The sequence below is a fragment of the Capsulimonas corticalis genome, assembly GCF_003574315.2.
Taxonomy (GTDB): Bacteria; Armatimonadota; Armatimonadia; order Armatimonadales; family Capsulimonadaceae; genus Capsulimonas; species Capsulimonas corticalis.
In genome coordinates this window covers 1,400,374-1,422,306 of the sequence record NZ_AP025739.1, presented here as the reverse complement: position 1 = coordinate 1,422,306, position 21,933 = coordinate 1,400,374, and the positions used below count along the sequence as shown (strand labels likewise).

General features: G+C 61.3%; 20 protein-coding genes. 8 read left to right on the top strand and 12 right to left on the bottom strand.

Features of this window, described 5'->3' with window-relative positions:
* Positions 1-85 precede the first annotated feature (85 nt).
* From D5261_RS06045 to D5261_RS06010, 8 genes are all read right to left on the bottom strand, one after another.
* Positions 86-841, bottom strand: a complete 756-nt coding sequence (locus tag D5261_RS06045) for an SRPBCC family protein (protein ID WP_119321155.1) — start codon at positions 839-841, stop codon at positions 86-88.
* Between the two features lie 141 nt (positions 842-982).
* Positions 983-1,771, bottom strand: a complete 789-nt coding sequence (locus D5261_RS06040; protein WP_119321154.1) for a DODA-type extradiol aromatic ring-opening family dioxygenase — start codon at positions 1,769-1,771, stop codon at positions 983-985.
* 176 nt (positions 1,772-1,947) lie between these two features.
* Positions 1,948-3,057: an ABC transporter ATP-binding protein gene (locus tag D5261_RS06035; RefSeq protein WP_119321153.1), complete on the bottom strand. Its 1,110-nt coding sequence runs from the start codon at positions 3,055-3,057 to the stop codon at positions 1,948-1,950.
* Positions 3,058-3,062: 5 nt separating this feature from the next.
* The gene (locus D5261_RS06030; protein WP_119321152.1) at positions 3,063-3,674 is read right to left on the bottom strand and encodes a nitroreductase family protein; all 612 of its coding nucleotides are present in this window, start codon (positions 3,672-3,674) and stop codon (positions 3,063-3,065) included.
* A gap of 98 nt (positions 3,675-3,772) precedes the next feature.
* Complete coding sequence (locus D5261_RS06025) at positions 3,773-5,503, bottom strand: serine/threonine-protein kinase (protein ID WP_119321151.1); 1,731 nt, start codon at positions 5,501-5,503, stop codon at positions 3,773-3,775.
* A 75-nt stretch (positions 5,504-5,578) separates the two neighbouring features.
* Positions 5,579-6,499 carry a Stp1/IreP family PP2C-type Ser/Thr phosphatase gene (locus D5261_RS06020; protein ID WP_301002426.1) on the bottom strand — a complete coding sequence of 307 codons (921 nt, stop codon included), beginning with the start codon at positions 6,497-6,499 and terminating at the stop codon, positions 5,579-5,581.
* A gap of 104 nt (positions 6,500-6,603) precedes the next feature.
* A complete protein-coding gene (locus tag D5261_RS06015) occupies positions 6,604-7,797 on the bottom strand; it encodes an FHA domain-containing protein (protein ID WP_165864148.1) in 1,194 nt (397 codons plus the stop codon).
* Positions 7,794-9,140: a vWA domain-containing protein gene (locus D5261_RS06010; protein ID WP_119321148.1), complete on the bottom strand. Its 1,347-nt coding sequence runs from the start codon at positions 9,138-9,140 to the stop codon at positions 7,794-7,796. Before D5261_RS06010 ends, D5261_RS06015 begins: the two co-directional genes overlap by 4 nt.
* A 253-nt stretch (positions 9,141-9,393) precedes the next feature.
* On the opposite strand from D5261_RS06010, the gene D5261_RS06005 reads away from it, so the two are divergent.
* The 5 genes from D5261_RS06005 (at position 9,394) to D5261_RS05985 (ending at position 13,841) form a co-directional block, all read left to right on the top strand.
* Complete coding sequence (locus D5261_RS06005) at positions 9,394-10,098, top strand: hypothetical protein (RefSeq protein ID WP_119321147.1); 705 nt, start codon at positions 9,394-9,396, stop codon at positions 10,096-10,098.
* Positions 10,099-10,212: 114 nt separating this feature from the next.
* Positions 10,213-11,454: a flotillin family protein gene (locus D5261_RS06000; RefSeq protein WP_119321146.1), complete on the top strand. Its 1,242-nt coding sequence runs from the start codon at positions 10,213-10,215 to the stop codon at positions 11,452-11,454.
* A 171-nt stretch (positions 11,455-11,625) separates the two neighbouring features.
* Positions 11,626-12,357 (top strand): hypothetical protein, encoded by a 732-nt coding sequence (locus tag D5261_RS05995; RefSeq protein ID WP_119321145.1) that lies wholly within the window; start codon positions 11,626-11,628, stop codon positions 12,355-12,357.
* An 84-nt stretch (positions 12,358-12,441) separates the two neighbouring features.
* The gene (locus tag D5261_RS05990) at positions 12,442-13,272 is read left to right on the top strand and encodes a sugar phosphate isomerase/epimerase family protein (RefSeq protein WP_119321144.1); all 831 of its coding nucleotides are present in this window, start codon (positions 12,442-12,444) and stop codon (positions 13,270-13,272) included.
* A 176-nt stretch (positions 13,273-13,448) separates the two neighbouring features.
* Positions 13,449-13,841, top strand: coding sequence for a helix-turn-helix domain-containing protein (locus tag D5261_RS05985; RefSeq protein WP_119321143.1), 393 nt, complete (start codon positions 13,449-13,451; stop codon positions 13,839-13,841).
* A gap of 22 nt (positions 13,842-13,863) precedes the next feature.
* Here the strand turns inward: D5261_RS05985 and D5261_RS05980 are convergent, their stop codons facing one another.
* Genes D5261_RS05980 through D5261_RS05970 form a run of 3 tightly spaced genes read right to left on the bottom strand, consistent with a single transcriptional unit; the run spans position 13,864 to position 17,404 of the window.
* On the bottom strand, positions 13,864-14,400 hold the full coding sequence (locus D5261_RS05980; protein WP_119321142.1) for a DUF6036 family nucleotidyltransferase: 537 nt from the start codon (positions 14,398-14,400) through the stop codon (positions 13,864-13,866).
* Between the two features lies 1 nt (position 14,401).
* A complete protein-coding gene (locus D5261_RS05975; protein ID WP_119321141.1) occupies positions 14,402-14,626 on the bottom strand; it encodes a hypothetical protein in 225 nt (74 codons plus the stop codon).
* A gap of 42 nt (positions 14,627-14,668) precedes the next feature.
* On the bottom strand, positions 14,669-17,404 hold the full coding sequence (locus D5261_RS05970) for a GH92 family glycosyl hydrolase (RefSeq protein WP_119321140.1): 2,736 nt from the start codon (positions 17,402-17,404) through the stop codon (positions 14,669-14,671).
* A 135-nt stretch (positions 17,405-17,539) separates the two neighbouring features.
* Between D5261_RS05970 and D5261_RS05965 the strand changes: the two genes are divergently transcribed.
* From D5261_RS05965 to D5261_RS05955, 3 genes are all read left to right on the top strand, one after another.
* Complete coding sequence (locus tag D5261_RS05965) at positions 17,540-18,070, top strand: protein tyrosine phosphatase family protein (protein ID WP_165864147.1); 531 nt, start codon at positions 17,540-17,542, stop codon at positions 18,068-18,070.
* 298 nt (positions 18,071-18,368) lie between these two features.
* Positions 18,369-19,367 (top strand): ImmA/IrrE family metallo-endopeptidase, encoded by a 999-nt coding sequence (locus tag D5261_RS05960; protein WP_119321139.1) that lies wholly within the window; start codon positions 18,369-18,371, stop codon positions 19,365-19,367.
* On the top strand, positions 19,368-19,982 hold the full coding sequence (locus D5261_RS05955; protein WP_119321138.1) for a hypothetical protein: 615 nt from the start codon (positions 19,368-19,370) through the stop codon (positions 19,980-19,982). It begins immediately after the preceding gene.
* A 64-nt stretch (positions 19,983-20,046) separates the two neighbouring features.
* Here the strand turns inward: D5261_RS05955 and ilvD are convergent, their stop codons facing one another.
* Entirely contained in the window at positions 20,047-21,909 is a 1,863-nt protein-coding gene (gene ilvD, locus D5261_RS05950; protein ID WP_119321137.1) for a dihydroxy-acid dehydratase, read from the bottom strand.
* Positions 21,910-21,933 lie beyond the last annotated feature (24 nt).

Sequence of the window (21,933 nt, the reverse complement as noted above, 5' to 3'; positions counted from 1 at the left end):
TGGCATGCCACCCGGTGAAATTGGCCGAACAAAAACCGACCCTCGTGATCTGTGGGGGCTGGGGGCGTCTTCGGGCGCGCTAATCCTAAGAAATTCCCACCAGATTCTTTTCCGCGCCGTTCGTCGGGACTTCGCCGGCTTCCATTACGCTCTTGAATTTGCGCAGGTCGCTTTCGACCTGCTGCTGCGGGTTCTCGCCCCAGAGCTTCGCGACGGCCGCGCCGATCTTGCCGGCGGGCGGGCGGTACTCCAGGACCACGCGGACTTCCGTGCCGGGGCCGCTGGTGGCGGGCGTGAAGTGGACGGAGCCGGCGTTGTCGACGTCCGCGCCTTCGAGCGATTTCCAGGCGATCAGTTCGTGATGCACTTCATTGATGATCTCGGCGTCCCACGCCACCGTCCGTCCCGCCGGCGCTTTCACGACCCAATGGGAGTGTGTGTCGTCCTGGATGGTGACGGATTCGAGATGGTCCATGAACTGGGGGAGATTGTCGAAGGAGCGCCAGAAATGGAACAGCTCGGCGGGTGTCCGATTGATCGTGACGGTGTGCTCCACCTTGATCCCCTGATCGTGCGGGACACTGGCGGCGGGGCTGGAGGTGTCCTTCGCGGTTCCCGTGCCCAGAGCGCTGTACATCGGACAATGCCCGGTCGCGCCGCGTCCGATCAGTCCCAGGCCAAGGCCGGCGAGGGCCAGCGGGACCGGTTTGCGCTGGATGGCGCCGTAGGCGATCAGCGCGCCGCCGCCCAGGACGGAGACGATGCGCTCGATGGGATGGACGTTGGCGCCGCCACTTTTGGACGTATTGTTATTCTGAAGGTCGTTCTGCTCGCTGCTCATCACGGGGCCTCTTTCTGATATCAGGTTGATTTATTTGGATCGCGGATGTTAACGTTCAAGCAAGGTGCTCGTATGGGCGTATTACCCGGCGTGAACGCGCGGCAAACCGAGACGGCGCACAGATTTCGAGGCGTGAGGAGATCAGAGAGTGTAGCTGGCGCAGAGCAGGCCGAAGTAGTGATCGACTTCGTAGGAGAGGAAACGGGATTTCAGGGGAACCCGGCGCTGGACGCCGAGCAGCGAAAGCGTCTGCCAGTAGGAGTCGGCGAGGGCGGCGCCGATCCAGGCGTCATCCCATTCCAGCAGCCGGGAAAGGTCGTCGGCGCGGACGGCGTCCGCCATCGCCCGATCGTACTGCGCGGATTCCGGCGCGAAGCCATAGCGCCCGTCGGCGGCGTGTCCGTGCCCCTGGTCCGCGCTGACGATCAGCGCGACGCGCCGATCTTGATCTTCCGAAGCGGTGACTAACGCATCTCCCCAGGCGATCAGCTGATCCCGAGATACGCCGGTGCTCGGACAGGCGACGGCGATCGGCAGGCGCTGATTCGGATCGAGTAAAGCCAGGGGAATCGTGACGCCCCAGTCCAGCGGCAGCGGCGCTTCGGGGTCCTGCATGACAAGGGGAGTGACGGGAACGCCCAGCTCCGACGCGTGGTACGCCCACGCCGACGCAAGGTCTCGATCGATGTGGGCCGTCACCGAAAGGTCGTCCAGCTCGCCCGCGCCCATGGCGGTGACGCCGATGGAGATCGAGTCTTCCATGACGATCCCATGCGGGGTCAAAATGGCGATGGTGTCGGGACGCGCGGCCTCAAAATCGCGACGCATTTTTTGCATGGCGATACGGGTTTGGGGAAGCGGCGTGGGGCCGTCCAGAGGAAGCAGCATGTTGCCGCCATGCGGCGAGATGCAGGCGTAGACGATGGGCATGAGGGAATATACCCAAGATTGAAGATGGCCCTCACCCCCCTGGCCCCCTCTCCCAATTCTAGGAGAGGGGGAGTCGGAGTAAGATTAAGATTCTGAGAGTTTAAAAACTCAAAAACTCTGACTCCCCTTCTCCCAGAATTGGGAGAAGGGGCTGGGGGATGAGGGCCATCCTACTCTTACCGAATCGCCTGCTCCGTCTCCGGATCGAACAGGTGAGACTTCGCGAGGTCGAGCACGACGTCGAGCGCCTCGCCGTCCTTCGCCTTGGTCTCGGAATCGATCGTCGCGACGAGCTGGTGCGGGCCGGCGGTCAGGTAGAAGGTGACGATGTCGCCCATCGGTTCGGAGACGTCCACCAGGGTGCGGATCGTGTTGGCTTCCGTGGCTTCGACCGGGTTCTTCAGGCTCTTGTCGAAGATATCGGCGGGGCGGATGCCGAAGATGACGGGCTTGCCGGCGTACTGGGCCAGCAGGGAATCGTCAATCGGCGGCGCGGCGACTTTGAACGAGCCGGCGTCGACCGTATAACCGTTCGCGCCCTTCACCAGAGTCGCCTTGACGAAGTTCATGCTCGGGGTGCCGATGAAGCCGGCGACGAACATATTCACCGGGTTGGTGTAGATGTTCATCGGGGTGTCGCACTGGTTGAGCAGACCGTCCTTCATGACGGCCATGCGGTCGCCCATCGTCATCGCTTCGACCTGGTCGTGCGTGACGTAGATGGTGGTGATCCCGAGGCGGCGGTGCAGCTTGATCAGCTCGGCTCGGGTCTGGACGCGCAGCTTGGCGTCGAGATTGGAGAGCGGTTCGTCCATCAGGAAGACCTGAGGCTCGCGGACGATGGCGCGGCCGAGGGCGACGCGCTGGCGCTGGCCGCCGGAGAGCTGCTTGGGGGTGCGCTGGAGCAGGGACTCCAGGCCGAGCTGGCTGGCGGCTTCGTTGACGCGGCGCGTGATATCCGCCTTCGGAACCTTGCGCAGCTTCAGGCCGAACGCCATGTTCTCGTATACCGTCATGTGCGGGTAGAGGGCGTAGTTCTGGAAGACCATCGCGATGTCGCGGTCCTTGGGGGATACATCGTTGACCACGCGGTCGCCGATCTGTACGGTGCCGTCGGAGATCTCCTCCAGGCCGGCGATCATGCGCATCGTGGTGGTCTTGCCGCAGCCCGAGGGGCCGACGAGAACCATGAATTCTTTATCCCGGATATCCAGGTTCAGGTCATTGACGGCGGTGACTTTATTGTCATATCGCTTAAAAACGTTTTTGAGTGTAACTTGCGCCAACTTGTTTAGCTCCCCGGCTTGGCGGTTTCGACCGCCTCGCCCCATTGTCCATCAAATGCGATCTCCGTCAGCGGCCGGCGAACACGCGCGGCCAGCTCTCTCTCGCGCAGGTTCTCAGGCAGACTGTTCGGGTCGCCTCGGTATCCGACGGCGATGGCCGCGACCGGTTCATATCCCTCCGGTATCGACAGCGACTCGCGCGCCTTGGCGGCGTCGAAGCCGGCCATCTGGTGGACATGCAGGCCCAGCGCCGCCGCCTGGACGGTCAGAAAGGCCGCTGCTTGTCCAACATCGTAAAAAGCGTATTTGTTTGGCTGATCCTTGGAGTTCAGCGTCTTGGCGACGGACAAAATCAGCGCGGAAGCATTGCCTGCCCACAGTTGATTGCCGGGCAGCAAAATCTCAAACAGACGATGGAAGGCTTCGGGGTGCGTCGCTTTCACGCCGACGATAAAGCTCCAGGGCTGCTCGTTGGCTGCGGACGGCGCCCACCGGGCCGCTTCCAGAATACTCAGCAGCTTCTCGGGCTCAATCGCGCGGTCCTGATAGGCGCGCGGACTCCAGCGTTCCCGGAGCAGGGGCAGCAGAGACGGAACGTGATCAGAAGATTGAGTCATGGCGGCTTTTGCTAGTCTCTATGAGAATACCAGTCCAAATCTGAGATATTGTACTCGATTTTCACGGAAAGAACAGCGTTGAGCGGAGAAGGGGAGAGTTAATGGGCGTTGGCGGACGCGGTTTGGGGAGCGCCGCTCAGACTTTTGCCGGCGCGCGTCGCCGCTTCGCTGCTCGGATCGAGCCCGACGGCCTTTTGCCAGTAGACGCGCGCTTGTGCGACGTTGGTTGCTCGCAGACCATCTCCCATATCGGCGTACGCCGACGCGGCGCTGTGGCGCGCCTGGTCGGCGTAGGTGCTATGGCCATCCGCCTGGATGGCCGCTTCCCATGACTGCACGGCGCCCGCCGGATCGTGGCGGGCCATTTTCAAGTCGCCCAAACCATTGAACGCGGCGGCGTTCTTGGGATTCAGATCGATCGCATGCTGGTAAGCGCCGGAGGCGTTGCTGTCGTCGCCGGACTTGGCGAGGTCCATGCCGCGATGCGCCTCCACCATCGACAGGCCCAGAGCCGCCTTGTCGGCGTCCTGCGTGCCCGGCGCCGAGCGCATCGCCAGATCGTACTTGGCGCCGGCCGTGGCGAAGTCGCCGTTATTAAACGCGGTCGTCGCCTGCTGGTAGAGCGCCTGACTGCTTCCGCTGGAAGACTGCGCGGCGCCCTTATGCTGGAACGCCACGTTCAAACCCCAGATGATCAGGCCGAGCAGGATCAAGATGCCCGCGACCGAGAGCGCCAGCACCACGACATTCTTCGTCTCCGAGCTCATGCCGCCCTGGCGGCTGTCCGGGGAGTAGCCGGGGTACTGGGTCGGGTAAGGCCGGCCCGGCTGCTGCGGGGGCGGCGGGTATCCCTGGTTGGTCGTGGGAGCGCCGTAGCGCGCCTGGCCCGGAGCGAAGGCCGGAATGCCCGAGATCTCCGGCGGAACGGTCCCGGTGTTCATGGAGCCGCTGAAGCCGCCGGCCGGCATGGGCATGCCCTGCATCTGCGCGGTCTTGTTGCCCGATTCCAGCGCGAACTTCTCGGCGCGGATATCCGCCGCCATCGCCGCCGCGTTCTGATACCGGAAGTTGACATCCTTCGCCAGACCCTTTTGCAGGATCGAGTGCATGCCCGGCGGCACGCCGGTCGGCATCGGCGGCTGGATGTTCATGATGTTATACGTGATGGTGATGACGCTGTCGCCCGCGAAGGGCTTGCGTCCCGTCAGCATCTCGTACAGGGTGATGCCCATCGAGAAGATATCCGTGCGGTGGTCCACGGTGTGCGAGGCGACCTGCTCGGGAGACATGTAGCTCGGCGTGCCGAAGACCTGGCCATGCGCGGTGATGCTCGGCTCGGCGGTGATGCGGGCGATGCCGAAGTCCGTCAGCTTGATCACGCCGCCGGGAAGAATGTGGATATTGTCCGGCTTGACGTCGCGATGCACGATGCCGCGCGAGTGGGCGTAGCCCAGCGCGTCGCACAGCTGCAAGGCGATCTCCAGGCTTTCCTTTACCGGGAGAGCGCCCTGCATCTGCTGGATCTCACGCAGGCTATGGCCTTCCAGATACTCCATCACGATGAAGTGGCGCTCGCCTTCCTGCCCGACATCGTAGATGGTCACGATGTTGGGATGGGAGAGCGTGCCGGCCGCCTTGGCTTCGCGGTAGAAACGCTCGATGCGCTCGCGCTTCTGGCTGCCCGAAAGGTGCTGCGGAATCGCAAGCTCTTTGATCGCCACGCGGCGGCCCATCGAAGGGTCGACGCCTTCGTAAACAATGTCGTTGGAGCGGGCGATTTCCCGGATGATCCGGTACTTCCCTAAAATTGTGCTAGGCTGGACGGCCACGGTAAGTTCTCCCAATGAGCGGACGCCGCCCGGTGAGGGTGCGGACAAGGAAAGGATCAAGGAAGTCGCGGGCTGTTATTTACGACGGCCCCAGGGAAGCTTGTCTTGCTTGGCGGGTTCACCGGCCGCCGCCGCCTCATCTTCGGTTTCTTCGACGAACGGCTTGATGGCGCGGATGGAAAGGACGACCGCCGTGATGTTATCGCGGCCGCCGCGCTCGTTCGCTTCTTCCACCAGGCGCATGGCGGCGATCGAGGGGCTGTGCTCCAGCGCGATGCGCTGGATGTCGGACGCTTCCAGATGACCGCTCAGGCCGTCGGAGCACAGAACGAAGATATCGCCTTCCTGCATGGCGTGCGTGGTGATATCGGATTCGATGGTGCTCGCGGTGCCGATGGAGCGGGTGATGATGTTGCGGAAGGGCGAAGCCTGCGCTTCCTCCAGGGTCATCGCGCCGATCCGCACCTGCTCCGCGACCCACGAATGGTCTTCGGTGATCTGGCCGATCTCGCCGTCGCGGATCAGATAGCAGCGGCTGTCGCCGACCTGCGCGACCGTGATCATATCCTCGCGGATGATGGCGCAGGTCAGGGTGGTGCCCATGCCGTTGCGCTCGGTGATCATCTGGGCCGTGTCGTAGATCAGGCCGTTGGCTTCTTCAATCGCGCGGCGCAGGTTCGAGTGCGTGTCGGGAGACGGCGTCGAATAATAAGAGCGGATGACGATTTTGAGAGCGAGCTCGCAGGCGATCTGTCCGGCCGAGTGGCCGCCCATGCCGTCCGCAACGCCGTAGAAACTGCCCTTACTGGCGAGAACGGCGGGATCTTCCGGCTCGTAGAAGTCGAACTTGTCCTCGTTGTTTTCGCGCACGCGTCCCAGATCGGTTTTGGCGCCGAACTTGACCGTGGCGAGCACGCGCGGAGTGCGTCCGAGCTCAGCCCAGCCTTCATTGATCTCATCACGGTTGAACTGAACCGTCTTTTCCTGTGCGGACATATAATCTTGCATACGAGTGCTTGCCCTTCATTCTCCCAGCGCGGTTTGGGGAACCACCCCGCGACCTTCCCGACGGCCTTACCGGGGCCTTGCGATAGTAAAAATTATTCCACGGAGGCGGATCCATATCCGCCTGAAGATCCGACGGCCGGCTCAAATCGGAAGATCGTTCCGCCGATCACGATCTCGTCGCCCGGCTTCAGTAACACCGGCTGGTCCGGGAGCAGGCGCTCGCCGTTCAGTAGGGTCCCGTTCGTGCTGCCCAGGTCCGTAAACTGGAAGGCGTCGCCCTCCGCGATGATCTGCGCGTGCGTGGTTGAAACATAAGGATCGTTGCGCAGGACGATCGTGCTTTCCGCGTGACGCCCAAACGTCGTCAAGCCGATAATGAGCGGATGGTCCCAGATGACGTCGCCCCGGGTGACCACAAGCTTGGCGAGCGAGGGCGCGAGCGAAGCGTCCGGAGCCGGGAAGACGCGCTCCATGGCGATCGGCTCGAACTCCCCGGCGTTCCGGAGAAGTCCGCTCATATCCATCAGCGGGCTGGGCGTCAGCGGCATATCCAGTCCCGATTCCAGCAGCGGCTCGGGCTCGGATTCCCGGACGCGCGCGCCTTCGGATCCCGGGACGCGGAGCACGACCCGGATGCTGCCGAAGCGCACGGTGTCTTCGCTTTGCAGCACGCGCGGAGTCAGCGGGGTCAGCGGCTCGCCGTTGATCTGGGTGCCGTTGGTGCTGCCGAGGTCTTCGACGCTCACCTGGCCGTCTTCGTTGACATCGACGCGCGCATGCTGGCGGGAGATCGTCTTGTCGGGAAGCAGCACGTCCGCGCCTTCCCTGCCCACAACGTTCGGCCCGACCGCGAGTCGATGCTGCCGGCCGGTGTCTTCTTCAAACCAGACGTTCCAGGACGGCGTTTCGGCCGTTTCGCTCAGTTCGAAGCCCGCCGTGGGAAGCGTCGTGAGCATCACGCCGCACTCCGGGCAGAACTCCTCGGTGCGCGGCACGCGGGCGTTCACCACCGGGCAGTTGCCGGCGGCGCCGACCGGGCAGCGCGCGGCGAACTCGGACAGATCGGCTTCGGCCTCGACCGGCGCATCCACCTGAGCGGCGACAAACGTCGCCCGGTCGTACTCCGCGCGGCGGGAGGGGGAGGTCAGAACCTCATACGCTTCCTTGACCTCGCTGAAGGCGTCTTTATCCCAGAGATATTGCTGCGCCAGGCGGCGGTAAGCTTCGCGGATCTCCGGGGCGGCGCAGCCATGGGGGACTTCCAGTATATCGTAGTAATTTTTCACGAGAGCCTGACCTGATCGAGATTGAAGACCGTATCCATCAATAGTTTTTCGGATGCGCCGCCGGCGAAGATCGCCGTACGGGCCTTTGCAATGCGCGCGGCGGCCTCGCCGCGTCCATGCCAATTCGCCTTCGCCTCCACGGCGCCGAGCGCCGCTTCGAGCGTTTCCTGGGGCATGCCCTGTTTGCGCAGCTCCATCATCGTCTTATCCAGATCGCGGATGGACCGCCACCAATCGGTGACGGCGCCCACGCTCGTGTCGGAGGTCTCCGCAACGGCGTCGCGCCCGCCGACAAAGCGCGTTGTCAGATCCTCGCTCAGCCGTTCGCTGCGCCCCGTGGCGCCGTCTTCGTAAAGCAGCTCGGCGCGCGCCAATCGGTACGCTCCCATGGGACGCGGGGACGTCTCCATCTCCCAGAGCGACAGCAGCGACGATCCGCTTTCGATATCGTCCAGCACGACCTCCGCCGTCCGGTTGCCGAAGACCGGCTGCCGGCCATGGACCTGACGGACGCTCACTCCGCTCGGAAGCGTCAGCCGCAGCCGCACCTGGCGGGCGACGATCCGCGACAGCCGCTCGATTTCGGCCTCAAAGGCGGCCGGTATCTCCTCCGGCCGCTCCACATGCGTAAAAGACCCGCCGGACCGGCGCGCGAGGCCCGAGATAAACTCGTCGTTGTAATCGCCGCCGAGGCCGATCGCCGAGACGCCGATCCCGCGCGACCGCTGCTCGGCCACCTGGCCCAGAATGCTGCCGAAGTCGCGCGTGCCCGCGCTGGGCTCGCCGTCCGTCAGCAATAATAGCCGATTGACGCTGTGCTCGGTCTTCGCGGCGCCCAGTTGATTGAACGCGGCGAGCATGCCGTCATAAAGATTCGTCGTGCTGCGCGCGCTCAGCCCGTAGATCACATCCTTGATGTGCGGCTTGTTGGCGAGACGCCGGGCGGGCATCAGCACTTCGGCGGTCTCCGCGAAGGAGATGATCGTGAGCTTGTCGGTCGGCTCCAGCAGGTCCACGACCAGCGCGCACGCCTTTTTGGCGTACGCCAGCGGCTCTCCGCCCATCGAACCGGAGCAGTCGATCACCAGCGCCAGATTGATCGGCAGGCGCGATCCGGCGATATGGTTCGCCGCGCCCGCCGGGCTGCCGGTGGTCTGGAGGGTGAACAGCAAGGGCTCCAGCGCCGTATCCAGCGCGAGCGCCTGCGTATTCCCCGGCGTCATCGTCATGCGCAGCGCGCGCTCCACGGGCGGCGGCGGCGTAAACGGAGACGCCTCAAGGCTCTCCCCCTCGGCGTCGATTTCCGCATCGTCCGGTTTGGGCGTGTTGTCGGCGTCACTCATAAAAATCTGCGGCCTCGCTTTCAGCAGGGAGAATACCTGAGACACACGAGTATTCGAAAACGCTTCCCGTGCTTAGCCGCTCGAAATTCATTATATCAATAAGAAGGTTAATTGTCCACATAACCGGAGAAATTGTATGGAAAGAAATTGCGTGAGCGCTTCGGGAGCCTTTACGGTCGAATATTCACCTCGCAAGAACTGCAACCTTTCGCGTGCGGCCGTGTCCTATAGAGTAAGAACCGAGTTAAGAACGATGATTACCACACTTTATCAATCACTGCTGGCCGTGGGGGGAATAGGGCTGGCGCTGCAGACAGTCCTGGGAATGGGACACGGCCATCACCACGATCCCGCAGCGGCCGGCGGCCGCCATATGGGCGCCGGCGCGGCCCATGACGGCGGCCACGACGCCGCCCTGCTGCACGCGGGGCGTTTCGTCGGCTCTGGCGCGCGCGGGCAAGGCGCCCGGTCTCAGGGCGGCGCCCGAAGCCGAGCGAGCGCCGGCCGGGGCCGCGCAAGCGTCTGGAGCCTTTTCGCGCCTCTGCTTTCCCTGCTGTCGCCGCTGACATTTTTCAGCCTGTGCGTCGGGGCCGGCGCCAGCGGCATGATGCTGGAATCGCGTCATCTGCCCTCGCTCTGGACCGGTCTGGGCGCAGTCGCCGGCGCTCTGATCTTTTACACGCTGATCGTGCGACCGATCTGGTCGTTCTTATTTCGATTTGCATCCAAGCCCAGCGAGGCGCTGGAGGGGACCGTGTCGCACGAAGCCGTCGCCATGAGCCGCTTCGAACGGGGCAAAGGAGTGGTCCAGGTCAACATCGATGGACAGTTGGTCCGAATTTTAGCAAACTTAGAGACGGACAAAGAAGGCAGGCCGGGAGACATTGAGCCCGGCGAAAAGCTGCTGGTCGTCTCCGTGGACGGCCGCGCGAACAGCTGCCGCGTCATGAGAATATAGAAGGTTTTCGCGGAAGGATTTAGGAGAAGCAGAAATGATACCTACAGGTACGCTGATATTCATTGCGAGCGTCGTTCTGGTGGTGATCTTGGTCCCATTGATCATCGGCCGGTTTTGACCCAGGTCGAAGCGGGCACCATTCGCATGGTGTCCCAGCTCAACGGCCACACCGCCATCTATAAAGGCCCCGGCAAGGCCATCGAAGTCCCGCTCTTTACGACGGGGACGACGATCCCCTCCAAGGCGATCAATATCGACCTGGATATCGCCGACCAGACCGCCGATGTCGATCAGAATGGGGCGCCCAAGCCGATCAAAGTCCGGGTGCTGGCCTCGGCCATCGTCTCCGTCGGGGATTCCAACGAGATGATCACCACGGCGGCGAACAAGTTCTTCGCCAAACCGCAGTCCGAGCAGACCGCGACGCTGAGCGACCTGCTGACCTCCACCGGCCGCCGCGCCGTCAACCTGCTCAACCACGACGAGCTGTTCTCCGCCAAGGCGCAGCGCAGCGTCGCCAGCCTGCCGCTGGACCCGAGCACCGCGCACGCCATGGCCTCGGTGCCCGTCGAAGAAGATGACCGCCTTGCGCTGATCATCAAGGGCGCCTGTTCCCGCGAGCTTCAGGACCTGGGCCTGGTGTTCAACTCGCTGAACATCAAGGAAGTGCAGAGCGAAGTCGCCGAAGCGCGCCGCCGGCAATCCGCCGTGGAGGCGAAGGCGAACGCGGATATCGTCTCCGCCGACCAGGAGCGGCGCGCCCGCGAAGCGCAGCTGGGCGCCGAGCAGGCGATTAACGACAAGCAGCGCGACCTCGAACAGCGCCGCGCCCAGAACGCCGCCACGGTCGCCGAGGCGGAGGCCAAAAAGCAGGAAGCCCTCGCCATTCAGCGCGAAGCCGAGCTGAAGGCCACCCAGCTGGCGCAGGCGCACGCCGACGCTGCCCGGGTCCGCGTCCAGGCCGAAGCGGCCGCCGACGCCGAAGCCGTCAAAGTGCGCACGATGGGCCTCGCGCAGGCCGACGCCATCCGCGCCGTCAACGACGCTATTCGCGAAGGCGGCGACGCCTATCTCGCCCTGAAACAGATCGAGATGCTCCCGATGATCGCCCCCGCCATCGCCAGCGCCCTGGCCCAGGCCAAGCTGATCAACATCAGCGGCGCGGGCGACGGACGCGGCGCCGCCGGCGGCGCCACCGACCAGATCACCGGCGTCATCCAGACTCTGCTCGCCACCCAGCTCGTCAGCGGCCAGCTCCGCCTGAACGACAACAACCAGGTTCCGCAGCCCGCGACCAACGGCGCAGCGCCGCCGGAGCCCGCCGCAGCCGACGCCTTCGGCGCCAAGCGACGATAGTATGGGGTGACGCCGTTTAGAAATCGGCTCAGGGGGCGATCGCGTGAGACGCCCCCTGAGCCTTTTTATTTCCGCACGATCGAAGGCGAAGATGTTGCGAAGATACGGGATCAGAATAAGCAGTGAACTCGTGATGATGGATGTGGGATTAACCCCGGAGAGCCGAATATCATGACTCCAGAGCACCAGTTTCCCATGACGAGCGAAGATCGGAATCCGAGAAAGACGCTGGCGACACTCGCCGCGCGTCATGAGGTTGCGATCGTCGTTTTTCGCCCGGGATTGCCCATGCAGAAATTGATATCGGCGATCGCCCCGGAAGAGTTTCAATTGCGGTTTTACGCGCCGCCCCTCGCGCTCAGCTTGAACCGATATCCGGCGGGGTTCTTCCCAGCGATTGGCGTCACCGCCATCGTGCTTTGCGCGTCGCTGACGATCCACGATCAGCATGTCGCCGGGATCGCCGGCCTGCGCGACGGCGTGGTCCATCTCGATGTTGAGGATAGCGGTTACGCCGATCTCGCGATCCATCACGAGATCTTCCATTTCTTTGACGCTCACTCGGATACGTTTGATTGTGATGAGGAGTGGGAGGCGGTGTACCTTGCGGGGTTAAAATATGGCCCGCAAGCTTGGCGGGGACGGGCGAGCAGCGAGCCGATGTCGGATTTCACGTCTGCGTCTGGATTTGTGAGCGTGAACGCCGCCGTGAACGCCAATGAGGATAAAGCAGATACCTTTGCGTCTCTCATGACGGATTGGGCGCGCGTGACGCGCTTGTCGAAGACCGATCCGCTGATCAAGCGGAAGATCGACCTCATTCACAAACGCATGAGCGGCTCGCCGGCGTCGTTCGATGAGAATTTTTGGCGCAAGGCAGTGGAGTTCGATCGGCGTGGATGATTGCTGGAAGACACATTTTTGGCGTGTGGATGCCTGCCTATGGTATAATTCGCGCAGGCTTCGAGCGCCAAGGAGTGTCGCCAATTGGATTTAGGGGTCGTCATCAACATTTACGAGGAGACGGAGTTTACCGGAGCCTTTGAGGAAGCCCGCGCGGCGGGATTTTCGCATGGACAGGTGAACTCGTTTCTGCCGCGCATCACCGCCGAGGAAGTGCGCCTGCTGGCGCTGGCGGCGCGCGGGGTCGGGTTCCATATCGACGCCGTCGGCTGCTACATCAATCCCCTGCGCCTTGAGGACGCCGGGATGCACGGCGTGGACTTTGTGGACTGGAAGACGCTTGTCGAGACGATGGTCGTGATGAACGGCTGTGAGCGGATCGTCTGCTGGAGCGGCACCCTCGGCAAGAGCCTCGCCACGCCCAACCTTTTGAACCAGGAAGAAGAATCGTTCAATAGCGTTTTCGTCGCCCTCCACGGCATGCTGGAGCACGTGCGCGGCCTTCCCGTGCAAGTCCTGCTCGAACCCTTCACTGCCCACGTGCTTTGCGACGGCAAGACCTGCGCCCGCATGGCCCGCAAATTTCCCTTCGGCGACGTCCGCATCGTCCTCGACGCCCCAAACGTCGTCACCCACAAAGAATACTCCCACCGCGACCAGCGTGTGCGCGAATTCGTCTCCGACGTCGCCCTCAACGTCGGCCTTATCCACCTCAAAGACATGGCCCGCGACGACAACGACCACCGCCGCTTCCCCCGCGCCGGCGCCGGCGTCCTCGACTACGGCTCCTACCTCCGATCCATCGTCACCCAATGCCCCGACGTCCCCATGCTCATCGAGCACGCGACCTCCGTCAAAGAGATGATCGCCGCACGCGAGTTTGTAGAGGGCGTGGCGAAGGAATTGGGGATTTAGGGCTCAGCTACCCGCCCTCATCCGCAATCAGGCGCTCATAATCCTGCCCAAGTCCGTAGGATCGATTTTTACGGGATAGGGCGTGAAATGTCACTTATTACGCTGTTATCACGCACTTAAAACGTAGATAATTGCATTGTATACGCTTTTGGTAGTATACAAACAGAGGTGAAGACATGGATTCAGAAAATGCTCTTTTAACTGTGGATCAGGTCGCCGAGATGGCCCATCTTCAACCACGAACAATTCGCGCCAAAATTCACCAAGGAGTTTTGCGCGCTCACAAACCGCCGCACGCTAAGTACTGGCTTATTCACCGCGCGGACGTCGAAGAGATGCTGACTGGAAAGCGAACGACTGTTGACCTGTCTGCATCGCTTCTCGTCGATCGTATGGGGACACCCGACGGTCGCGAGCGCGCCATCGCCATGCTTCGCACTCTGGGTGATGATTGGGATGAGGGTGAACAGCGCGCCGCCGCCGCAATTCTTCAGAAGGCGCTTGCTGAGAACCCAATCCAAATGCGTCGGTGGAATGTGGCAACTTGGGAACAGTTGGACGATGAGTAGTCATTCTTCCGGGTGCGCCAGATTAACCTTCGAGCTTGGATGTCGTTACAGCTAAGTATTGCGCCTTCTCTTCTTTAATAATCTTCGCCAGTGCTTGCAATTCCATCAGATGCAATTGATCTTTCGGACGGTTTGCGGCCTTCTTCATCGCAATCAAATCATCAAGACTGCAAGCATGCACTTGCTGACCCTGAATCTCCATCAACACGGACCGCTCCAAGAGTTCTTCGAATAATGGAGCGCCCGGTGGTTCCGCTAGCAAATCCACCGCACCAATATCCGTGATTAATGTGAGCGTCGTTATCGATTTTAGCGTCCTTGCATCAAAAACAAACGGTAAATCTGGCGGAAAGTCGCGCAGATGAGGGTGATAGGGAGCAAGCGCTGTCGTAAGGCGTGTCAAATTCTCATGATCGCGCGAATAGCAAATGTCGATGTCTTGTGTAATGTGAGCGGAGCCGTGCATACTCATAGCCACTCCGCCGATGATCACATAACGGACTTGTGCATCGTTGAGTGAGGCAATGATTTGGAGGAAGCGTTGTTCCAGCGCGCTCATATTAACCTTCCAATCTTTTGACGTTGAGTAGCGTATTCACTGCATCTTCCAAATACTCTAAGCGCTGCGTCGGCGTCAGCCGACGGTTGGCGCGCAACAGGGTGAGGTCGACGCCATTTTCGTCCTGGTCGCCATAGCCGCGTGTGTAGGCTTGGAAGCGGTTCCATTGTTCGTCGGTCATGCCGAGTTTGTCGATGGGGTCTTCGGGTGTGTTGGGCGTGTCCATGGTAAGGTCAGTATAGCATGGACACGTGGGGGATTGGGCCGTTTAGGAGGAGATCACGATGGCGCGGAGGCGTCCGCCGATGGTCGATCCGAATGTGGGGCGAATGGCGATCTCGATGTTGCCGTTGGGGTTGGGAAGAATGCCTCGGATGTCTTTGACGGTTTCCTTTGAGCCGGACGTTTCCAGGTTGAGATCGGGGAAGAACGTTTTGCCGTTGATGGCGACGGATTGTCGGCCTCCGATGGGGAATGTGAGCTGGATAGTGTAGCCTTGGCCGGCGGAAGGCATGGGGAGCGGGATTTTGTAGGTGAAGGCGCCTTGTCTGGCGGAGCGGCCGGAGGGAGAGGCGTCGGCTTCGGGAAGTGTGATGGCGGCGCCGCCGTCGAAGTAGCAGTCGGCGATGAATTCGCCAAGCTCGTCTCCGCTGCAGTTGATGGCGACTTTGACCGAGACGCTGGTTTCGCGGGCGGCGTTTGCGTCGTAGGGCGATTGGGACTCTGGGAGGTCGGAGACGCTCAAAGCGCGTGGGGTGGGGCGGGGGGCCATCGTGAAATCGAGGCGGCCGCCTTGCTGGAGGTCGGAATAGGCGATCCAGAGCTTGGAGTAGTTGCGCCCGTTGCGCGTGATGTGGGTGACGTAGATGTTTTTCGGAGAGTTCGCCGGGGCGTGCAGATGCAGCGTCTTGCCGCCGGATGGCGTGAGGGTAATGTCCGTAAATAATGGCGAGCCGAGCGTGAAGGCGGGGCGGCCTGGACAGCCGGGGAAGAGGCCGAGCGCCATCAGGACGAACCAGGAAGCCATTTCGCCGTTGTCTTCGTCGGCGGGAAAGTTGTCCGGGCTGTAGAGCTCGTCCATGACGCGCCGCGACCAGTAATGCATCTTGTCGGGGGCGCCGACCGCCGCGTAGAGGGGCAGGACTTGGTGGACGGGCTGGTTGGACTGGGCGTATTGGCCGAAGGAGACGGACGCCATTTCGCGCATTTCGTGAATCGTCTGGCCGTAGCTGCCGGGGTGAAAGGTTGGAGGCTGCCAGAACATCCGGTCCAGCTTGCGGAGAAAAGCATCGCGGCCGCCCATCAGGGCCATCAGACCGGCGGGGTCGTGCGGGACGGCGAAGGTCCATTGCCAGGGGCCGCCTTCGGTGTAGCCGTCTCCCCAGGCGTACTGGTCGAAGTTCGGGCGCCAGGAGCCGTCGGCGTTGTGGGCGCGCATAAAGCCGACAGCGGGATCGTAATTGTTCTTGTAATTGAGCGCGCGCTGGCCGAAGAGAGCGGCGTCTTCCGTTTTGCCTAGAGCCTGGGCTGCGAGCGCGATGCACGCGTCGTCGTAGGCGTAGTCCAGGGAGTCGGAAACCGCGCCGGGGACGTAGCCCAGACGAAGATAGTCATTGAGATGGTGGCGCCCCTCGGTCGAGACGCCAGGATCGACGGTCGCGTTCTTCCGGATCGCGGCGTAGGCGGCGTCGCGGTCGAAGCCGGGGATATTCTTCAGGATCGCATCGGCGATCACGACATCGCTGTGCGTGCCGCCCATGGTGCCGTGATAGCCAGGATTGGGCCACTGCGGCAGCCATCCCCCTTCTTGATACGCATGGATAAAGCCCTGGATGATTTCGCCGAGGCGCGCCGGCTGGAGCAGCGACAGCAGCGGGTAGACGGTGTGGTATCCGTCCCAAAGGCCGGTGTCGGTGTACATCACTCCGTCGTGCAGCTTGCCGTCGAAAGCGCTGTAGTGGACGGTTTTTCCTGATGCGTCGTATTCGTGGAACATGCGGGGGAAGAGATGCGCCCGGTAGAGGCAGCTATAGAACGTGCGACGGTCGCGCTCCGAGCCGCCGGACACACGCGCAACGCCCAGCGTGTCATTCCATGTCTTGGCCGCCGCCTCTCGAACGGCGTCGAACGAGAGGCTTCCAATCTCGCGGTCGAGGCTGATGCGAGCTTGCTCCACGCTGATGAACGAGGTGGCGACCCTCATCACGACCGTGGTTTTGCCTTCAAACTCAATGGCCGCGCCGACATCCTTCCCGTCCGCCATGTTCCCGGCGATCGGTTGGCGCGCGTCGTCAAAAGGATAAACCTTCGCGATGGGAGTGTCGAACCGGGCGTAGAAATAGCACCCGAAGTTTCCCGGTGCGCCGAACCCCTTGAGGCGGGAGCAGCCCGTGACGACTCCCGCGCCGGCGTCGACTTCCACGTGTGAATGCGCGTCAATGAGCACGCGGCCGGTCTTGCCGCTTGGGAATGTGAATCGAAAAGCGGCGCACCGCTCGGTCGGCGTCATCTCGATCCGAATGCCGTCCTGCTTGAACGTGACTGAGAGCGTATGCGGGCCAATCTGGAAATCGCCGGGCTCGTACGCCGCCGCGCGCGCTTTGGGGGCAAGGACAGCGTCTCCTGCCTGAGCCATCACGGTGAAATAGCCGTAATCGCCCATCCAGGGGCTCGGCTGGTGCGTGGCGCGGACGCCTTGCAAGGTATGGACATTGGGATCGAAAAACCAGCCGTCGCCTTCGTTGGTCTGCGCCGACCAGTGCGTCACGCCAAAGGGCAGAGCGACCAGCGGCAGCGTATTGCCGCGCGAAAAGCCGAAGTTGGAATTGGTCCCCTGCATCGGGTTGACCAGGCCAACGAGATCCTCATGCGCCTGCTTGGCGTCCCGAGAGTCCGCGCGCTTTGCCGGCGCGGACAGCGCGGATTCCGCGATCAGGGCGGATGCGCCCGCCGCCAGCATCATGTCCTTCAGCAGCTCGCGTCGTGTCAGTCGATTGGAATCCATCCGCGCATCCCCGATCCAACAAACGCCCTCGATACAGCGTTTGTGTCTTTAGTGACTGTTATCGATAACATTATAACGCGCTCATGGGCGACTGTCAATGACCGCGATATTGCTGCGTTTAGGTATAATCGGGGCATGAACTACACCCGCCGCGCCGTGTTTTCACGCGCTCTCGGACTGCTTTTGCTCGCCGCCTGCCTGGGCGCCGTTTCTTCCAGCCGCGCCTTGGCGAAGGAGGACCTTCCCAACTTCCACGACGTCGCGCCCGGTATCACGCGCGGCGCCGCGCCGACGCCGGCGGGTCTGGAAAAATTAAAGGCGATGGGCGTCCACACGATCATCGACCTGCGCTACTCGCCCGTGAAAGAAGAGAAGGCGGAGGCCCAAAAACTCGGCTTCACCTGGATTAACCTGCCGATGGGCGCCGAAGCGCCGACGCCGAAGCAAGTCGCCACCTTCCTCGCCACGCTCAAGAAAGCGCCGGGCGAGCCAGTGTTCGTCCACTGCCAGCACGGCGCGGACCGCACGGGCTGTATGATCGGCATCTGGCGCGTGACCCAGCAAGGGTGGACGTTCCCGCAGGCTTGGGCGGAGATGCGCAAGTATGGATTCAATCCACGGTGGACGGAACTGACAGGAGCGGTGAAGGAGCGAGTTTCTCTGTGATTGTCTGTAGGTGTTTGTATGAATGATATCCACGAAGGAAGACCAGCATCCGCCAATAAGTCTGCGCCTTCGGTACAGCGAAGCGCGCCTCAGGATGATTGGGAAGAATCACTGGAGAAATTGACGCTTATTCCTGACACAAGACGCGAGATTCCTCTGGAGGCGATGTCTCGGGAAACGATTTATGAAGATAGGGCGTAGCCTGAAGCTACGATAGGTATGTCAGTGGTACAATAATATTATCGTCCCTCGAAGCTTGCTTGGTCGACGGTAACTGTTTAAGCGGAGAGATGCGCCAATGGCCACGGCCAATCCCATGTCATTATTATATAAGCGACTCGCATCCGCCGGTTTCAAACCGAAATTCGTGCGTGACACTGTGCTGCCGAGTTGGTGGGACGACGAAATTGCCACGACTGAGGCTGGCTACTTAGAAGGCTTGATCATCATTTCCAAGCATCTCGGTATCCAATTGGACGCATTGCGCAATCCCGCTGCCGCACTTCAATCAGAAAACGCTCCTGCTCGTTTCTTTAAAGGTCCTGAACTCGCAAGCGATGAAGGTGTCGCTGTGGCAATCGCAGAGCGTGCAGCTCGTATTGCCATTTTGGGAATGATAGAAGCTCGTAAACCTGTTACTGTCTCTGCGTCAATCATTCGCCGTCGTCTTCTAGGCGCAGGAGCAGCATGGATAGGTTTTCAAGAGCTACTTCAATTCTGCTGGAACAGCAATATCCCCGTCATTCATGTCGCCCGGCTGCCCGCCGGCGTAAAAAAACTGCGAGCAGTGACAGTTTCGGTCGACGGACGTCCCGCTATTGTCTTCTTTCGGCATGATGCAAAGCCAGCTCAGCATCTATTTCCGCTCGCACACGAGATCGGTCACATTTATCTCAATCATTTGGAATTTTTTGGCCTCATCGTAGATACCGAAACGGAATTTGGCTTCAATGAAACCACTGAGCGAGAAGCCAACCGATTTGCACGTGAGCTTCTTACTGGTGGAGAAGAGCTGCCGCAAAATTACAGCTTTCCCCCTCGCCCAGCGGAAATTGCTCGTGGATGTCAAGAATATGCAAATCGCTTACATATTGACCCAAGCTTTCTTGTCGGTGAATGGGTAAAGAAAACGAAGCAGTATAAAGAAGCTCGCACAGCAGTTAATTTCTATATCCAGCAGGACGAGAATGCGCTTGCAATGATGGCTGAAGAAATGTCACGCAGAATTGACTGGGATTTGATTCCTGAAGAAAGCCAGGAGTATCTCTTAAACCTTACCAGAGTCGAGACACGCTAATTGAAGTGTCTGATCGACAACGATATATTGATGTGTCTTGCCGCCTTCGATCTTATTGAAGAAGCGTTAGATGTCATTCAAGTAACTGTACACGAAACCTTCGTTTTGCAGTCTGCTCAGTATAAAATCGCTAAGTTATCTAAGGGATATGGAACTGATGCTGTTGAGCGCGCCTTAGAGTTCGTCAAAAGCGCCAGCAAGATTTCTAATAATCCGACTTATTTTGAAACTGTTAGTCGTGTTGCTGTTGATGGTATTGATGCGGGCGAGTTGATGTTGCTCGCGGAATCCTTAGATCATCCCGTGATTCTGTTGGCCACTGGGGACAAGCGATTTTTGAAGGCATTCGCCAGCAGTGAAACACACGCGGCTGCGCGTGACCATCTTCGCCGGAGAGTTGTCTGCTTAGAATATGTGGTTCGACTGATTATCGATAGACACGGATTCGAGTATGTTCGAGATCGTATCGTCCCACAGCGCGAATGTAATACTTCCATGAAAACTGCCTTTGGCTCTGGTCGTTTAGCCACTCTTGAAAATGTTCTCGCCTCATTGGAATACAAATTGCGTGAGCTTGTAGAAGAGACCGGCGATCTTCTATTGACGGATTTCTAAAATAGAAGAGGCCGCCGCGACGATTGTCGCGGCGGCCTTTGTTGTCTTATATTGGCTCTTTGTCTTATCGTTTGCGGCCCGTGATCTGGGTGACGTCGCGGACGGCGCCTCGGGCAGCGCTGGTGGTCATGGCGGCGTAGGCTTGGAGGGCCGGGGTGACGCGGCGCTTGCGGACTTCGGCGGGTTGCCAGCCGCCTTCGGGGCGGTCTTCTTGATGCTGGCGGCGGGCGGCGAGGTCGGCGTCGGAGACGGCGAGGTGGATGGTGCGGTTCGGGATGTCGATGTCGATCCGGTCGCCGGTTTCCACGAGGCCGATGGTTCCGCCTTCGGCGGCTTCGGGGGAAACGTGGCCGATGGACAGGCCCGAGGTGCCGCCGGAGAAGCGGCCGTCGGTGACGAGGGCGCAGGACTTGCCGAGACCTCGGGACTTCAGGAAGCTGGTCGGGTAGAGCATTTCCTGCATGCCCGGTCCGCCGCGCGGGCCTTCGTAGCGGATGACGACGACGTCGCCTTCTTTTACGTCGCCGCCTAAGATACCGGATACGGCGCTGTCCTGGCTTTCGAAGACGCGGGCGGGGCCGGAGAAGACGAGGTTGGAGGCGTCCACGCCGGCGGTCTTGACGATGCATCCGTCCTCGGCGATGTTGCCGTAGAGCACGGCCAGGCCGCCGTCCTTGCTGTAGGCGTTCTCATGCTGGCGGATCGTGCCCTGTTCGCGGTCCAGGTCCAGCTCCGCGTAGCGGCGGCTCTGGCTGAAGGCTTCGGTGGTGCGGACGCCGCCGGGGGCGGCCTTGAAGAACTCGGTGACCTTGGGATCGTCGGTGCGGCGAATATCCCAATTGTTGATCGCGCCCGCGAGGGTGGGGGTGTGGATCGTGCTGACGTCGGTCTTCAGCAGGCCCGCGCGCTCCATTTCGCCCAGAATCGCGAAGATGCCGCCGGCGCGATGGACATCCTCCATGTGGATGTCGCCGCGTGCGGGGGCGACTTTGCAGAGATTCGGGACGATGCGCGACAGACGATCGATATCGCTCATCGTGAAGTTGACGCCCGCTTCATGCGCGGCGGCGAGCAGGTGCAGGACCGTGTTGGTCGAGCCGCCCATCGCGATATCGAGCGACATGGCGTTCTCGAACGCCTCCATGGTCGCAATCGCACGCGGCAGCACGCTGTAGTCGTCCTGCTCGTAGTGGCGCTTGGTGATTTCAACGATCACGCGGCCCGCCTCCAGGAACAGATGCTTGCGGTCCGAATGGGTGGCGAGGGTGGAGCCGTTGCCGGGGAGCGAGAGGCCGAGGGCTTCGGTCAGACAGTTCATGGAGTTGGCGGTGAACATGCCCGAACACGATCCGCAGGTCGGACAGGCGGAGCGCTCCATCGCCTCGCTCTCCTCATCGGTCACGTTCTCATCGGCGCCCGCGATCATGGCGTCCACCAAATCGACCGCGCGCTCCTTGCCCTTCCAGATGACCTTGCCGGCCTCCATCGGTCCGCCGGAGACGAACACGGTGGGGACGTTCAGGCGCAGGGACGCCATCAGCATTCCCGGGGTGATCTTATCACAGTTCGAGATACAAACTAAAGCGTCGGCGCAGTGCGCGTTCACCATGTACTCGACGCTGTCGGCGATCAAATCGCGTGAGGGCAGGCTGTAGAGCATGCCGTCATGGCCCATCGCGATCCCGTCGTCCACGGCGATGGTGTCGAATTCCTTCGCGACGCCGCCCGCCGCCTCAATCTCGCGTGCGACGAGCTGTCCGAGGTCCTTCAAATGGACGTGACCCGGCACGAACTGCGTGAACGAGTTGGCGATAGCGATGATCGGCTTCCCAAAGTCGCCGTCCTTCATGCCGGTCGCGCGCCAAAGGCCGCGCGCCCCGGCCATATTGCGGCCATGGGTGGTGGTGCGAGAGCGATAGGTGGGCATTGCAGTAAATCCTCGTCGATTTGG